This window comes from Streptomyces sp. NPDC001231 (assembly GCF_042896885.1).
Classification (GTDB): Bacteria; Actinomycetota; Actinomycetes; order Streptomycetales; family Streptomycetaceae; genus Streptomyces.
Map to the genome: position 1 here is coordinate 21,576 of NZ_JBIAXS010000001.1, position 12,164 is coordinate 33,739.

Here is a 12,164-nt window from a genome sequence, read left to right on the forward strand (position 1 = left end):
CGGAACAGGAGCCGGCGGTCATGGCAGGCTGCGCTGCATGAGCGATCAGCATCCCGGCACCGTGCCGGCACCGCCCGAGGACATCTGGTCCACCGTCGACGACCTGTGGGCCTGGCTGGACGGGCACCGCCCCCTCGACGAGGGCCGGGAGGCGGCGGTACTGCCGCGGGTCCTGAAGCTGTCGGAGGAGGTCGGCGAGGTCGCCCAGGCGGTGATCGGTGCGACCGGCCGGAACCCGCGCAAGGGCACCACCCACACCTGGGACGACGTCGAGGCGGAACTGTGCGACGTGGTGATCACCGCTCTGGTGGCCCTGCGCACCCTGACCCCTCGGACCCGGGAGGTCTTCACCCGGCATCTGGAGCGGGTCAAGCAGCGGTCACTGGGGGCGGGCGGGGAGGCCTGACCGGAACGGTTCCGACCAGAACGGTTCCGACAGGCCAGTTCCGACCGGCCGAGCGGCGAGCGCCCCGCCGTTCAGCCGTCGCCGGCGGCCACGGCGGTCACCGACACGGCCTCCGCCTCCGCCTCTGACTCCGCGATGACACGGCTTCCCCGGTCGGGAGCCGTGTCGAGCCGGGCCAGTACGGCCGGGGTCGCGATGGCCGGCAGCACGTGCTCGAAGAGATCGGCCATCCGCCGCTCCAGATCGGCCCATCCGGCGACCGCCTGGGAGACGAACTGGACGCCGATCCAGGCCCCGAGGAAGAGGTGCGCGGTCGTCTCCGGCACGACGTGCGGCAGCACTTCGCCGCGGCGCTTGGCCTCCTCGAGGAAGTCCGCGGTGCGTTGCGTCCAGGCGGGCCAGACGCTGCCGAAGACGTCACGGCCCTGGAGATCGACGGAGAGCCGCACACCCGCGAGGAGCAGGGGTTCCCCGGGGAGGCGGGCGGCGAGCGTCATCCCCGCGTCGACCCATTCCTGGAGCTTGAGTTCGCGGGGCACATGGTGCTCGACGCCTGCCTGCGCCGCGAGCACGCCCCGGGCGAGGGAGGCCTTCGAGTCGAAGTGGAAGTACATGGCGCCCTTGGTCACCTTGGCCCGGCTGAGGATCTCGGCGACGGTGGCCGCGGCGTAACCCCGTTCGGCGAAGACCGCGGCGGCCGCGTCGAGCACCGCGCGGCGGGTCCGGATGGCACGCTCCTGCTGGGCCACGGGACTCTCCCAGGGGTGAAACAGCCCGAATTTGACGTACTTTAGCGCAGGTTGGCCCTTGTCGAGCCCGGTGAAGTCCTCCGGATCCCGCTCGGCACGGGGTGGGGTGGATCGGCGGTTCGTCGCCGGATTCTCCGGAACCATGAATTCCGCGTTCCGGGAATTGGGCCCCCTTTTTCCAGATCAGCGCGCACCCTGCAACGCATTTCCACTCCGCGATTCCAGCGATCAACGCCGTGGGCGCCCGCGCCCGGATTTCTGGTCACCTCACGGACGCGATGTCAAGTGGCTGGACATTAAGCCAGCGGAGCCGGCAACGGCGACGGCTCCTCGGACACGGCCCCCTCCCCCACCGCCGAGGCCACCACCGACGACGGCGGGAAGACACCGGAGCCGACCGGCCCCGCCGACCCCACCACCGAGGCGCCCGCACCCACCTCGGACACCGGCTCGGACACACCGCCGACCGCCGGCTCGGAGCCCACCGGCCCCGCGGACTCCGGCGACTCCCCGGCCCCCGGCGACAGCACCCGGCCGGAGCCGGCCGAATCGGCCCCGCCGCCCACGGGCGAAGCCTCCCAGCCGCCCGGTCCCCCGGCGCCCGAGACGACGGCGCCGACCGGACCCGCCACCCCCGCGATCGTCGACCGCGCCACCTGGGGTGCCGACGAGTCCCTGGTCAAGGACCCGCCCGAGTACCTGGACAAGGTGAAGGCCGTGTTCGTCCACCACACCGCGGGCACCAACGACTACAGCTGCGCCGACTCACCCGCCATCATGCGCGCGATCCTCGTCTACCACGTGCGTACCGAAGGCTGGAACGACCTCGGCTACAACTTCTTCGTCGACAAGTGCGGCACCGTCTTCGAGGGTCGCGCCGGCGGCGTCGGCCAACGGGTGCGCGGCGCCCACACCTACGGCTTCAACGGCGACTCCGCGGGCATCTCCCTGCTGGGCGACTACGAGAACGGCGGCACTCCGACCGCCGCCGCCAAGCAGGCCATCGCCGACCTCGCCGCCTGGAAGCTCGGTCTGGACGGCGTCGACCCGCAGGCCGAGGTCACCCTCACCGCGGCCGGTGACACCGGCGTGTACAAGACGGGCCAGAAGGCCGTCCTGAACACCGTCTCCGGCCACCGGGACGGCTACGCCACCCTCTGCCCCGGCAAGACCCTCTACTCCGCGCTGCCGGGCATCCGCACCGCCGCCGGACAGTCCCGCCACGCCACGCGCTGACCCGCCCGCCCCGCCCGGCCAACCCCGTCCCCACCGGCCGGGGGCGGCGGCACCGGTCGTCGTACCGGCGTCGCGTGACGTTCCGGCGATGGAATCCGCTTGCTAACCGGGGAGCCCGTCAAGGTCCCCACGGCAAGCGAAGGGGTGGGATTCCATGGCCGAGGCCGACGAGAGCAACCCGGGCGCGGAGGGGATGCACCTGCACGCGGCAACCCTGGTCGCCCGTCTCACGGGGCGCAGCCGGCTGCCTCTGGACTACTCCGTGGCGAGTCTGCGGATCGTCGACTTCCTGATCGACGGCATGCGCAAGGGCGGTGCCTCGCGCGAGCGCGTACACGGGCCGTTGCTCGGCGTCGGAGCGTACGTGGGTGAGGTGTTGGTCCGCCACGCCGGTGCGACCTGGGTGGACTTCGACGCCGACCTGCGGGCCTACTTCGGCCAGCCGGTCGGCGTCCGCATGCAGGACGGGCGTCTGTGGAACCCGCTGGGCAAGGTCCTCAACCGCTTCGAGACGGGCGGAGCACGGGATTCCCTCCAGATCTTCTATCTGACCCTGCACGGCCGGCCGCGTCGGGCGACCGTGGCGGACGCCCAGGCCGGTGGTGTGCGCGCGGAGGACGTCCGACGCGTCGGAGGGGCCCGCTGATCGTCACCCTGGGTGAGTTCTCGCTCTGCGACGGGAGCACGTTTGGGATTAACTGCAAGAGCGTGGTTCTTCCTCTCACTCCGTGGAGACGGCCGATGCTTCTGACGTTGCACGAGCGTGAGCGCCTGATGATCTACACGGCGGCGAAGCTGGCCCTGGAGCGCAAGGAGCGGGGCCTGAAGCTGAATCTGCCGGAGGCCACCGCGATGATCACGTCGTTCCTGCTGGAGGGTGCGCGCGACGGCCGTACGGTCACCGAACTCATGGAGTCCGGACGGGCGGTGCTCGGTCGCGACGACGTGATGGAGGGGGTGCCGGAGATGCTGGGGCAGGTGCAGGTCGAGGCGACCTTCCCCGACGGCACGAAACTGATCACGGTGACCGGGCCGATCTCATGATCATGAAGAGCGGCGAGCATCCCAGCGACGACCCGGGCAGGCAGGACCAGCACGGCTCGGTGCTCCACCCCTCCAGCGGCGTCGGCAGCCCCAGCCCGCCACGGCGGGTCGGGACCGGGTCGCGGCAGGCGGCCCGGCGCCGCTACACGGGGGATCAGCCGGACGCCGACCGGCCGCTGATTCCGGGGGAAGTGCTCTACGGCGACGAACCGGTCGTGATCAACGCCGGCAAGGAGGTCACCCGGCTGCGGGTGGAGAACACCGGCGACCGCCCCGTCCAGGTCGGTTCGCACTTCCATTTCGCGGAGGTCAACGCCGCGCTGGAGTTCGACCGCGAGGCCGCGTGGGGGCGCCGGCTCAATGTGCTCTCGGGCGGCTCGGTGCGTTTCGAGCCCGGTGCCGTCGAGGAGGTGGAGCTGGTCCCGATCGGGGGCCGGAGGATCGTGGCCGGGCTACGGGGTCTGTGCGGAGGTGAACTCGATGGCTGAGATCAGCCGGCGGGAGTACGGCGCCTCGTTCGGCCCGACCACCGGGGACCGTGTCCGCCTGGCCGACACCAACCTGTTCATCGAGGTCGAGCGGGACCTCTGCGGCGGCGGTGACGAGGCCGTCTTCGGCGGCGGCAAATCCGTACGGGAGTCCATGGGCCAGTCGCGGGCCACCCGCGGCGAGGGCACACCGGACCTGGTCATCACCGGCGCGGTGGTCCTGGACCACTGGGGAGTGGTCAAGGCCGACGTCGGCGTCCGGGACGGCCGGATCGTGGCGCTGGGCAAGGCGGGCAACCCCGACACCATGGACGGGGTGCATCCCGACCTCGTCATCGGCCCCTCCACGGAGATCGCGGCCGGCAACGGGCTGATCCTGACGGCGGGCACGATCGACACCCATGTGCACTTCGTCGGCCCGGACATGTTCGAGGAAGCCCTCGCGGCGGGCACCACCACGTTCGTCGGCGGCGGCACGGGGCCGACCGAGGGGTCGAAGGCGACCCTGGCCACGCCGGGCGCCTGGTGGCAGCGGCGGATGCTGGAGGCCTGCGAGCCCTGGCCGCTGAACGTGCTGTTCCTGGCCCGCGGCAACACCGTGTCCCCCGAGGCCCTGTGGGAGCAACTGCGCGGCGGCGCGGGCGGGTTCAAGGTGCACGAGGACTGGGGCGCCACCCCGGCCGCCGTCGACGCCGCGCTGACCGTGGCCGACCAGGCCGGGGTGCAGGTCGCGATCCACAGCGACACCCTCAACGAGGCGGGTTTCGTGGAGGATCTGCTCGCCGCCGTGGGCGGCCGGACGTTCCACGCGTACCACACCGAGGGCGCGGGCGGCGGCCACGCACCGGACATCATCCGGATCGCCGGCGAGCCGAACGTACTGCCCGCCTCGACCAACCCCACCCGCCCGTTCACCGTCAACACGGTGGCCGAGGCGCTGGACATGGTGATGGTGGCCCACCATCTCAACCCGCAGGTGCCCAACGACCTCGCGTTCGCCGAGAGCCGGGTGCGTCCCACGACCATCGCCGCGGAGGACGTGCTGCACGACCTCGGAGCTCTCTCGATCATGTCGTCGGACGCGCAGGCGATGGGCCGGGTCGCGGAGGTCGTGACGCGGACGTGGCAGACCGCCCACCGGATGAAGGAGCTGCGCGGCTCCCTGCCCGGCGACAGCCGGGCCGACAACCGGCGGGCCCGCCGTTACGTCGCCAAGTACACGATCTGCCCGGCGGTGGCCCACGGCCTCGAACGCGAGATCGGTTCCGTCGAGCCCGGCAAGCTGGCCGACCTGGTGCTGTGGCAACCCGCCCTGTTCGGGGTCCGGCCCACGGTCGTGTTCAAGGCCGGCATGGCCGCCAGCGCCGCCCTCGGCGACCCGAACGCGTCGATCCCCACTCCCCAACCGGTGCTGAACCGGCTGGGCTACAACGTGGGCAACCCGGCCGCCGCCGCGAGCGGCGTCGCCTTCGTCGCGCCGGCGGCCGTCGAGGACGGGCTCGCCGACCGCCTGGGGCTGCGGCGGCGGCTCGTGGCCGTGGAGAACGTACGCGGCCGCGGCAAGCGGGACCTTCCGGAGAACACCGCCACTCCACACATCGAGGTCGACGCCGACACGTACAGCGTGCGGGTCGACGGCGAGCTGATCGAGCACGAGCCCGCGGCCGAAGTGCCGATGGCACAGCGCTACTTCCTCTTCTGACCCCCCGCCACCACCGCCCTCCGATGAACGCCCAGGAATCCCAGGAATCCCAGGACCGGCAGCCGCAGGCGACGCTGCCGGCGCTGCTGCTGCTCGCCGACGGACGCTTCCCCTCCGGCGGGCACGCCCATTCCGGCGGTCTGGAAGCGGCGGCGGCCCTGGACGGCGTGGACGACCTGGCCGCGCTGGAGGAGTTCCTGCGGGGACGCCTGGCGACGACCGGCGTGGTGACCGCCGCGTTCACGGCTGCGGCGTGTGCCGCCTTCGGCGGTACGGGCCGCCGGGCCACCGAGGTGGTGGAGGCGCTGGAGACCCTGGACCGCGAGTTCGCCGCCAGGACCCCGTCACCGGCGCTGCGGACCGCCTCCCGCCGCCTGGGACGCCAACTGCTGCGGGCGGGCCGTACGATCTGGCCCCACCCCCGCCTGGACGAACTGAGCGCCGCGCCCCGGCACGGCCCCCATCAGCCGGTGGCCCTGGGCGCGGTGGCCGCGGCGGCGGGCCTGGGACCGGACGCCGCCGCGCTGGCCGCCGCCCACGACGCGGTACTCACCCCGGCGACGGCCGCCGTGCGGCTGCTCGGGCTCGACCCGTTCGCGGTCCACGCCACGGTCGCCCGGCTGGGACCACGGATCGCCGCCGTCGCCGCCGAGGCGGCGCGCCACGCGCACACGGCACCCGAGGCGCTGCCGTCCCGCGCGGGACCTCTCCTCGACATCCGTGCCGAACACCACGCCGCCTGGGAGGTGCGTCTCTTTGCGTCCTGACCCCACACCACGACCCGCCCACTCTCACGATCACCCACACGCCGGCGGGCGGGTGACGGGAGCCCTGCCCCGCCGCCCCGGCCGGGCACTGCGCATCGGCATCGGCGGCCCGGTCGGCTCCGGCAAGACCGCACTGGTCGCGGCGCTGTGCCGCACACTGGCCCCGGAACTCTCCCTGGCCGTCGTCACCAACGACATCTACACCACCGAGGACGCCGACTTCCTGCTGCGCAACGGCGTACTGGCCGCCGAACGGGTCCGGGCGGTCGAGACCGGGGCGTGCCCGCACACGGCGATCCGGGACGACATCTCCGCCAACCTCGAAGCCGTGGAGGAGCTGGAGGCGACCCTGCCACCGCTCGACCTCGTCCTCCTGGAGAGCGGCGGGGACAACCTCACCGCCACGTTCAGCCGCGGACTGGTCCACCACCAGATCTTCGTCATCGACGTCGCCGGCGGGGACAAGGTTCCCCGCAAGGGCGGCCCGGGTGTCACCTCGGCCGACCTGCTGGTCATCAACAAGACGGATCTGGCGCCGCAGGTCGGCGCGGACCTCGCCGTGATGGACCGCGACGCCCGCGCCAAGCGCGGTGACCTGCCCGTGCTGTTCACCTCCCTGGTCCGGGACCCCACCGCGGCCGACGTCGCCGCGTGGGTCCGGCAGTGCCTCGGCGTTCCGGCCCGGTGATGCGCGCCCACGCCCGCCTCGAGGTGACGGCGGACCGGGACCGGTCCGGCCGGGTCAGGACCCGGATCAGCCGGCTCCGCTCCGACGCGCCACTGGTCCTGCGCCCCACCGCGGCCGTCGAGCCGACGGGCCGGTGGAACCCGCACGGCGCCGCCCACGTGGCGCTGGCCGCCGCGGCCGCGGGCCCGATCGGCGGGGACCACCTGCGGCTGGACGTCGAGGTCGCGGCGGGCGCGGCGCTCGTCGTACGCAGCGTGGCGGCGACCCTGGTGCTGCCGGGGCCGCACGGCCGCCCCTCACGCACCGAGACCCACCTGCGGGTCGCGCCGGCCGGCACCCTGGTCTGGCTGCCCGAACCGGTCATCGCCGCCGGCCACTGCGACCACCACGCCACCACGCGCATCGACCTGGAGCCGGGCGCCCGCCTGCTCGCCCGCGAGGAACTGCTCCTGGGCCGCCACGGCGAGACCCCGGGCACGGTCCACCAACGCCTACGGGTGACCCTCGCCGGCCGTCCCCTCCACGACCAGGAATTCGCCGTCGGCCCCGACATCCCGGGCTGGCACGGCCCAGCCGTGACCGGCGGCCACCGAGCCCTGGGCACCCTGCTCGTCATCACCCCCGACAGCCCGGCCGACACCCACCCTGCCAACCCCGCGCCGACCGACGCCGACACGGCCGTCATGCGCCTCACCCCCACCGCCACCCTGCTCACCGTGCTGGCGGACGACGCCCTCACCCTGCGCCGGCACCTCGACCGGGGCATGACCGGCCCGCCGGCCGACTGCGACACGCAGCGCGGCAGCGGGCTTCCCGAACCGGCCGAAACACACATGTCCAAAGGCCGTGTGGCGTCGGGCAATTGAGAAGCCGGTCACTGCACGACCGGACCGGGGCGGCCGGTCGCCCCGTACGGCCCCGTCGAGCTGCCGTAACGCCTCGACCCGGGCGCTTCGGCCAGGTTCACGGCATGGTTTTCGGCCAACCGGTGCTCGTGGGGCGGCCGGTGGGGCGGTGGGGGCTGTCTTGGTTGATGATTGATCAATTACCTTGTGCCGTAAGCCCGTCACTGACCTTGAGGGAGCCCCATGTCCACCGCGCAGCAGGTGCCCGACATCCTCTCGCCCGAGTTCGCCGCTGACCCCTACCCGGCGTACCGTCTGATGCGCGACACCGCGCCCCTCATCTGGCACGAGGCCACGCAGAGTTACATCATCTCGCGCTACGAGGACGTCGAGCGCGTCTTCAAGGACAAGAACGGCGAGTTCACCACCGACAACTACGACTGGCAGATCGAGCCCGTGCACGGCAAGACGATCCTCCAGCTCAGCGGTCGTGAGCACGCCGTGCGCCGCGCCCTCGTGGCCCCCGCCTTCCGCGGCGCCGACCTCCAGGAGAAGTTCCTGCCCGTCATCGAGCGCAACTCGCGCGAACTGATCGACGCCTTCCGGAACTCCGGCTCCGCCGACCTGGTCAACGACTACGCCACCCGCTTCCCGGTCAACGTGATCGCCGACATGCTGGGCCTCGACAAGGCCGACCACGCGCGCTTCCACCGCTGGTACACGTCCGTCATCGCCTTCCTCGGCAACCTCTCGGGCGACCCCGAGGTGGCCGCCGCGGGCGAGCGGACCCGTGTCGAGTTCGCCGAGTACATGCTGCCGATCATCCGCGAACGCCGTGAGAACCTGGGCGACGACCTGCTGTCCACGCTGTGCGCCGCCGAGGTCGACGGCGTGCGGATGAGCGACGATGACATCAAGGCGTTCTGCAGCCTGCTGCTCGCCGCCGGCGGCGAGACCACCGACAAGGCGATCGCCAGCATCTTCGCGAACCTGCTGCTCCACCCCGACCAGCTCGCCGCGGTCCGCGCGGACCGCGACCTGATCCCGCGGGCCTTCGCCGAGACCCTGCGCTACACCCCGCCCGTCCACATGATCATGCGGCAGTCCGCGACCGAGGTGAAGCTCAGCGGGGGGACCATACCCCCGGGCGTCACCGTCACCTGTCTGATAGGCGCCGCCAACCGCGACGAGAGCCGCTATGGCGACCCCGACCGTTTCGACATCTTCCGCGACGACCTCACCACCACGACCGCCTTCTCCGCCGCCGCCGACCACCTCGCCTTCGCGCTCGGCCGGCACTTCTGCGTGGGCGCGCTGCTCGCCAAGGCGGAGGTCGAGATCGGCGTCAGCCAGCTGTTGGACGCCATGCCCGACATGCGCCTCGCCGACGGCTTCGACCCGGTGGAGGAGGGCGTCTTCACCCGTGGCCCGCAGCGCCTGCCGGTGCGGTTCACGCCCGTGACCGCCTGACCGCCCGACCGGCACCACCGCCGAGGTGATGGGCCCCGCACCGGGGCCCATGTGCCCGCCCGCGCTGCCGCGTCACCGGGCGCCCGTCCACCGCGTTGTCGGGCGCCTGCCCCCACGGCACCACCAGGCGCCCGCCCTAATGCACCACCGGCGTGAACCGCACCGGCAGCGCCGTCAGCCCCCGCATCCAGATCGACGGGCGCCAGGCCAGCTCCTCGGGCTCCACCGACAGCACCAGGTCGGGCAGCCGCTCCAGCAGCGTCTCGACCGCCGTCCGCGCCATCACGTCCGCCAGCAGAGGTGCCGGATAGGGACAGCGGTGCTCGCCGTTGCTGAACGACAGGTGCGCGGCGTTCTCCGCGCCCACGTGCGAATCGGGCCAGATCTGCGGATCGGTGTTGGCCGCGGCCAGCCCCAGCACCAGGCAGTCGCCCGCCCGGATCTGCCGCCCGCCCAGCTGGATGTCCCGAACGGCCCAGCGCCCGATGAAGTTCTGCGTCGGCGTGTCCAGCCACAGCGCCTCGTTGAGCGCCTCGCCCACACTGAGCCGGCCGCCCGACACGTTCACGGCGAACCGCTCGTCCGTCAGCAGCAGCCGCAGCGTGTTGCAGATCCAGTTCGCCGTCGGCTGCTGCGCCGCGGCGATCACCGAGATCAGGTCCTGGACGATCTCCTCGTCCGTCAGCCCCGCCGGATGCAGCAGCATGCGCGAGGTGACGTCCGGACCGGGGCTGACCCGCTTGTCCTTCACCAGTTGCCGCAGCCGCTCGCCCACGCGCCCGTACGCCGCCACCGGGTCGTCGCCCTCCGCGGCGTCCAGCGAGATCCTCAGGTCCTCGACGAGCTGCCGGGTGTCCTCACCCGAGGTCGGCATCCCGCACATCTGCACCACGGCCCGCATCGGCAGGGCGTGCGCGTAACCGGTCATCAGCTCCGCCTGGCCGCTGCCCGCGAAGTCGGCGATGAGCCGGTCGGCGATCAACTGGCAGTTGCGGGCCAGCTCGAACTGGTCGATGCCCTCCAGCGCCTCCGTGATCACCCCGGCCCGCCGCCGGTGCTCGTCGCCCTCGGTGAACAGCACCGACGGCTGGTATCCGACGTACGGCATCAGCGGCCAGTCCGCCGGGATGTTCTCCCACTGGTTCCAGCGCCGGGAGTCCCGCGCGAACAGCTCGTCGTGGCTGGTCACGTAGGTGACCTCGGAGTAGCCGAGCACCAGCCAGGCCGGGATGTCCCCGTCGAGCAGCACCGGCGCGACCGAGCCGTGCTCGCGGCGCAGCGCGCGGTACATCTGCGACGGCGTCTGCTGGTACTCGAGCCCCGCCAGGCGCACCGCGTCGGTGTGAGCGGGGCAGCCCGGCGGAGCCGGTTGCGCGGAAGAGGGGTCGGTCACGGTGTCGCCTCCTGGGCCATGGCCAGTTCGTACAGGTGGTCCACGAGGGTGACCAGCACGTCCTTGCCGGACTGCCGGACCCGCGCGTCGCAGTCGAGCATCGGCACGTGCTCGGGCAGCGCGAGCGCCTGGCGGATCTCCTCCAGGGAGTACCGGTTGGTGTCGTCGTCGAACCGGTTGACGGCCACCACGAACGGCGTCTTGTGGTGCTCCAGCCGGTCGATCGCGTACCAGGAGTCATTCATCCGGCGCGTGTCCACGAGCACCACGGCGCCCAGCGTCCCGGAGAACAGCCTGTCCCAGAGGAACCAGAAGCGCTCCTGGCCCGGCGCGCCGAACAGGTACAGCACCATGCGCTCGTTGAGGCTGATCCGCCCGAAGTCGAACGCCACCGTCGTGGTCGTCTTCGTCGCGACCGCGCTGGTCTCGTCGACGCCCACGCCGGCCTGCGTCATCACCTCCTCGGTGTTCAGCGGCCGGATCTCGCTCACCGAGCGGACCAGGGTCGTCTTGCCGACACCGAAACCGCCCACGATGACGATCTTCAGGCCGGTCTCCGCCGCGTCGTCCAGTGGCGTGCGGTGGGAGGGCAGCTCAGAGGTTGCGGAGCCCATGGAGCACCTCCTTGAGAAGGGCGGAATCGGGGAGGGAGGCGACGGACCGCGCCGCACGCGGGTGGCGGGCGGTGATGCGGCCCGTGTCGAGCAGGTCGCCGAGCAGGATCCGCACCACCGTGATCGGCAGCTTCAGCTCCGCGGCGATCTCGACGACGGCCGTGGGGTGTTGGCACAGCTCCAGGATCCGGGCGTGCTCCGACTGCATTCCCGCGGTGGGCCGGCACTCACTGACGATGAGGGTGACCAGGTCGAAGGACTCGTCGGCGCGGCTCCGGCCGGCCGTGACCGTGTAGAGCCGGTCGGGGTCACCGGTGTCCACGGGCTTGCGCATCACGACGCGGCACTCCCCGGAACGGGCTCTCGGGGCTCGGCGCGCAGGTGCTCGCCGATCTGCTCCACCAGCTCCGACATCTGGTGGCCCACCACGCCGGGGTCGGCGTCCTCGTCGGCGAGGACGGCCAGATGCGCTCCCTCGCCGGCCTCCACGATGAACAGCAGGCCGCCGTGGAACTCGGTCATGGACTGCCGGACGCCGCCGGTGCCGTCGCCGAACTCCATGGACGCGCCTTGGGCGAGGGCCTGGATGCCGGAGCAGATGGCGGCGAGTTGGTCGGCCTGGTCGAGCGTCAGGTGCTCGGTCCAGCAGAGCTTCAGGCCGTCGCGGGACAGGGCGAGAGCGTGCCGGGTGCCGGGAGTGCGCTCCAGGAGGCTCTTGAGGAGCCAGGTGAGGCTGTTGTCGGTGGTCTGCATGATGGGTGA

At 72.2% G+C, this 12,164-nt stretch carries 16 protein-coding genes; 10 read left to right on the top strand and 6 right to left on the bottom strand.

Annotation, left to right across the window (positions count from 1 at the left end; translation table 11 throughout):
* The first annotated feature begins 37 nt into the window (after nucleotides 1-37).
* The gene (locus ACFY3J_RS00110; RefSeq protein WP_384173844.1) at nucleotides 38-406 is read left to right on the top strand and encodes a MazG-like family protein; all 369 of its coding nucleotides are present in this window, start codon (nucleotides 38-40) and stop codon (nucleotides 404-406) included.
* Nucleotides 407-477: 71 nt separating this feature from the next.
* Here the strand turns inward: ACFY3J_RS00110 and ACFY3J_RS00115 are convergent, their stop codons facing one another.
* Both ACFY3J_RS00115 and ACFY3J_RS00120 read right to left on the bottom strand, forming a co-directional pair.
* Nucleotides 478-1,155 (bottom strand): ScbR family autoregulator-binding transcription factor, encoded by a 678-nt coding sequence (locus ACFY3J_RS00115; protein ID WP_390839590.1) that lies wholly within the window; start codon nucleotides 1,153-1,155, stop codon nucleotides 478-480.
* 296 nt (nucleotides 1,156-1,451) lie between these two features.
* Nucleotides 1,452-1,838 carry a hypothetical protein gene (locus ACFY3J_RS00120; RefSeq protein ID WP_384173838.1) on the bottom strand — a complete coding sequence of 129 codons (387 nt, stop codon included), beginning with the start codon at nucleotides 1,836-1,838 and terminating at the stop codon, nucleotides 1,452-1,454.
* A gap of 34 nt (nucleotides 1,839-1,872) precedes the next feature.
* Here ACFY3J_RS00120 and ACFY3J_RS00125 point away from each other — a divergent pair, with 34 nt between their 5' ends.
* The 9 genes from ACFY3J_RS00125 (at nucleotide 1,873) to ACFY3J_RS00165 (ending at nucleotide 9,395) form a co-directional block, all read left to right on the top strand.
* Nucleotides 1,873-2,391, top strand: coding sequence for an N-acetylmuramoyl-L-alanine amidase (locus ACFY3J_RS00125; RefSeq protein ID WP_390839592.1), 519 nt, complete (start codon nucleotides 1,873-1,875; stop codon nucleotides 2,389-2,391).
* Between the two features lie 154 nt (nucleotides 2,392-2,545).
* The gene (locus ACFY3J_RS00130; RefSeq protein ID WP_384173832.1) at nucleotides 2,546-3,037 is read left to right on the top strand and encodes a hypothetical protein; all 492 of its coding nucleotides are present in this window, start codon (nucleotides 2,546-2,548) and stop codon (nucleotides 3,035-3,037) included.
* Between the two features lie 95 nt (nucleotides 3,038-3,132).
* Nucleotides 3,133-3,435, top strand: coding sequence for an urease subunit gamma (locus ACFY3J_RS00135; protein WP_384173829.1), 303 nt, complete (start codon nucleotides 3,133-3,135; stop codon nucleotides 3,433-3,435).
* Nucleotides 3,432-3,923: an urease subunit beta gene (locus ACFY3J_RS00140; protein ID WP_384173826.1), complete on the top strand. Its 492-nt coding sequence runs from the start codon at nucleotides 3,432-3,434 to the stop codon at nucleotides 3,921-3,923. Before ACFY3J_RS00135 ends, ACFY3J_RS00140 begins: the two co-directional genes overlap by 4 nt.
* A complete protein-coding gene (locus tag ACFY3J_RS00145) occupies nucleotides 3,916-5,625 on the top strand; it encodes an urease subunit alpha (RefSeq protein WP_390839595.1) in 1,710 nt (569 codons plus the stop codon). Before ACFY3J_RS00140 ends, ACFY3J_RS00145 begins: the two co-directional genes overlap by 8 nt.
* A gap of 23 nt (nucleotides 5,626-5,648) precedes the next feature.
* Entirely contained in the window at nucleotides 5,649-6,392 is a 744-nt protein-coding gene (locus ACFY3J_RS00150; protein WP_384173820.1) for an urease accessory protein UreF, read from the top strand.
* A gap of 52 nt (nucleotides 6,393-6,444) precedes the next feature.
* Nucleotides 6,445-7,080 carry an urease accessory protein UreG gene (gene ureG, locus ACFY3J_RS00155; RefSeq protein WP_384173817.1) on the top strand — a complete coding sequence of 212 codons (636 nt, stop codon included), beginning with the start codon at nucleotides 6,445-6,447 and terminating at the stop codon, nucleotides 7,078-7,080.
* Nucleotides 7,080-7,946: an urease accessory protein UreD gene (locus tag ACFY3J_RS00160; protein WP_390839597.1), complete on the top strand. Its 867-nt coding sequence runs from the start codon at nucleotides 7,080-7,082 to the stop codon at nucleotides 7,944-7,946. Before ureG ends, ACFY3J_RS00160 begins: the two co-directional genes overlap by 1 nt.
* Before the next feature lie 222 nt (nucleotides 7,947-8,168).
* Complete coding sequence (locus ACFY3J_RS00165) at nucleotides 8,169-9,395, top strand: cytochrome P450 (RefSeq protein WP_390839599.1); 1,227 nt, start codon at nucleotides 8,169-8,171, stop codon at nucleotides 9,393-9,395.
* A gap of 136 nt (nucleotides 9,396-9,531) precedes the next feature.
* Here ACFY3J_RS00165 and ACFY3J_RS00170 read toward each other — a convergent pair whose 3' ends face one another.
* The 4 genes from ACFY3J_RS00170 to ACFY3J_RS00185 are packed head-to-tail and all read right to left on the bottom strand — an operon-like array spanning nucleotide 9,532 to nucleotide 12,155.
* Nucleotides 9,532-10,788, bottom strand: coding sequence for a cytochrome P450 (locus ACFY3J_RS00170; RefSeq protein WP_390839601.1), 1,257 nt, complete (start codon nucleotides 10,786-10,788; stop codon nucleotides 9,532-9,534).
* On the bottom strand, nucleotides 10,785-11,402 hold the full coding sequence (locus ACFY3J_RS00175) for an ATP/GTP-binding protein (protein ID WP_384173804.1): 618 nt from the start codon (nucleotides 11,400-11,402) through the stop codon (nucleotides 10,785-10,787). The genes ACFY3J_RS00170 and ACFY3J_RS00175 overlap by 4 nt, the downstream gene beginning before the upstream one ends.
* On the bottom strand, nucleotides 11,383-11,739 hold the full coding sequence (locus ACFY3J_RS00180; protein ID WP_141361373.1) for a DUF742 domain-containing protein: 357 nt from the start codon (nucleotides 11,737-11,739) through the stop codon (nucleotides 11,383-11,385). The genes ACFY3J_RS00175 and ACFY3J_RS00180 overlap by 20 nt, the downstream gene beginning before the upstream one ends.
* Nucleotides 11,736-12,155: a roadblock/LC7 domain-containing protein gene (locus ACFY3J_RS00185; RefSeq protein WP_384173800.1), complete on the bottom strand. Its 420-nt coding sequence runs from the start codon at nucleotides 12,153-12,155 to the stop codon at nucleotides 11,736-11,738. The genes ACFY3J_RS00180 and ACFY3J_RS00185 overlap by 4 nt, the downstream gene beginning before the upstream one ends.
* Between the last annotated feature and the right edge of the window lie 9 nt (nucleotides 12,156-12,164).

Coding starts and splice junctions, on each gene's coding strand:
- ACFY3J_RS00135 (WP_384173829.1), top strand. CDS start 3,133: ATGCTTCTGACGTTGCACGAGCGTGAGCGCCTGATGATCTACACGGCG.
- ACFY3J_RS00175 (WP_384173804.1), bottom strand. CDS start 11,402: ATGGGCTCCGCAACCTCTGAGCTGCCCTCCCACCGCACGCCACTGGAC.
- ACFY3J_RS00140 (WP_384173826.1), top strand. CDS start 3,432: ATGATCATGAAGAGCGGCGAGCATCCCAGCGACGACCCGGGCAGGCAG.
- ACFY3J_RS00145 (WP_390839595.1), top strand. CDS start 3,916: ATGGCTGAGATCAGCCGGCGGGAGTACGGCGCCTCGTTCGGCCCGACC.
- ACFY3J_RS00185 (WP_384173800.1), bottom strand. CDS start 12,155: ATGCAGACCACCGACAACAGCCTCACCTGGCTCCTCAAGAGCCTCCTG.
- ACFY3J_RS00110 (WP_384173844.1), top strand. CDS start 38: ATGAGCGATCAGCATCCCGGCACCGTGCCGGCACCGCCCGAGGACATC.
- ACFY3J_RS00160 (WP_390839597.1), top strand. CDS start 7,080: ATGCGCGCCCACGCCCGCCTCGAGGTGACGGCGGACCGGGACCGGTCC.
- ACFY3J_RS00150 (WP_384173820.1), top strand. CDS start 5,649: ATGAACGCCCAGGAATCCCAGGAATCCCAGGACCGGCAGCCGCAGGCG.
- ACFY3J_RS00165 (WP_390839599.1), top strand. CDS start 8,169: ATGTCCACCGCGCAGCAGGTGCCCGACATCCTCTCGCCCGAGTTCGCC.
- ACFY3J_RS00130 (WP_384173832.1), top strand. CDS start 2,546: ATGGCCGAGGCCGACGAGAGCAACCCGGGCGCGGAGGGGATGCACCTG.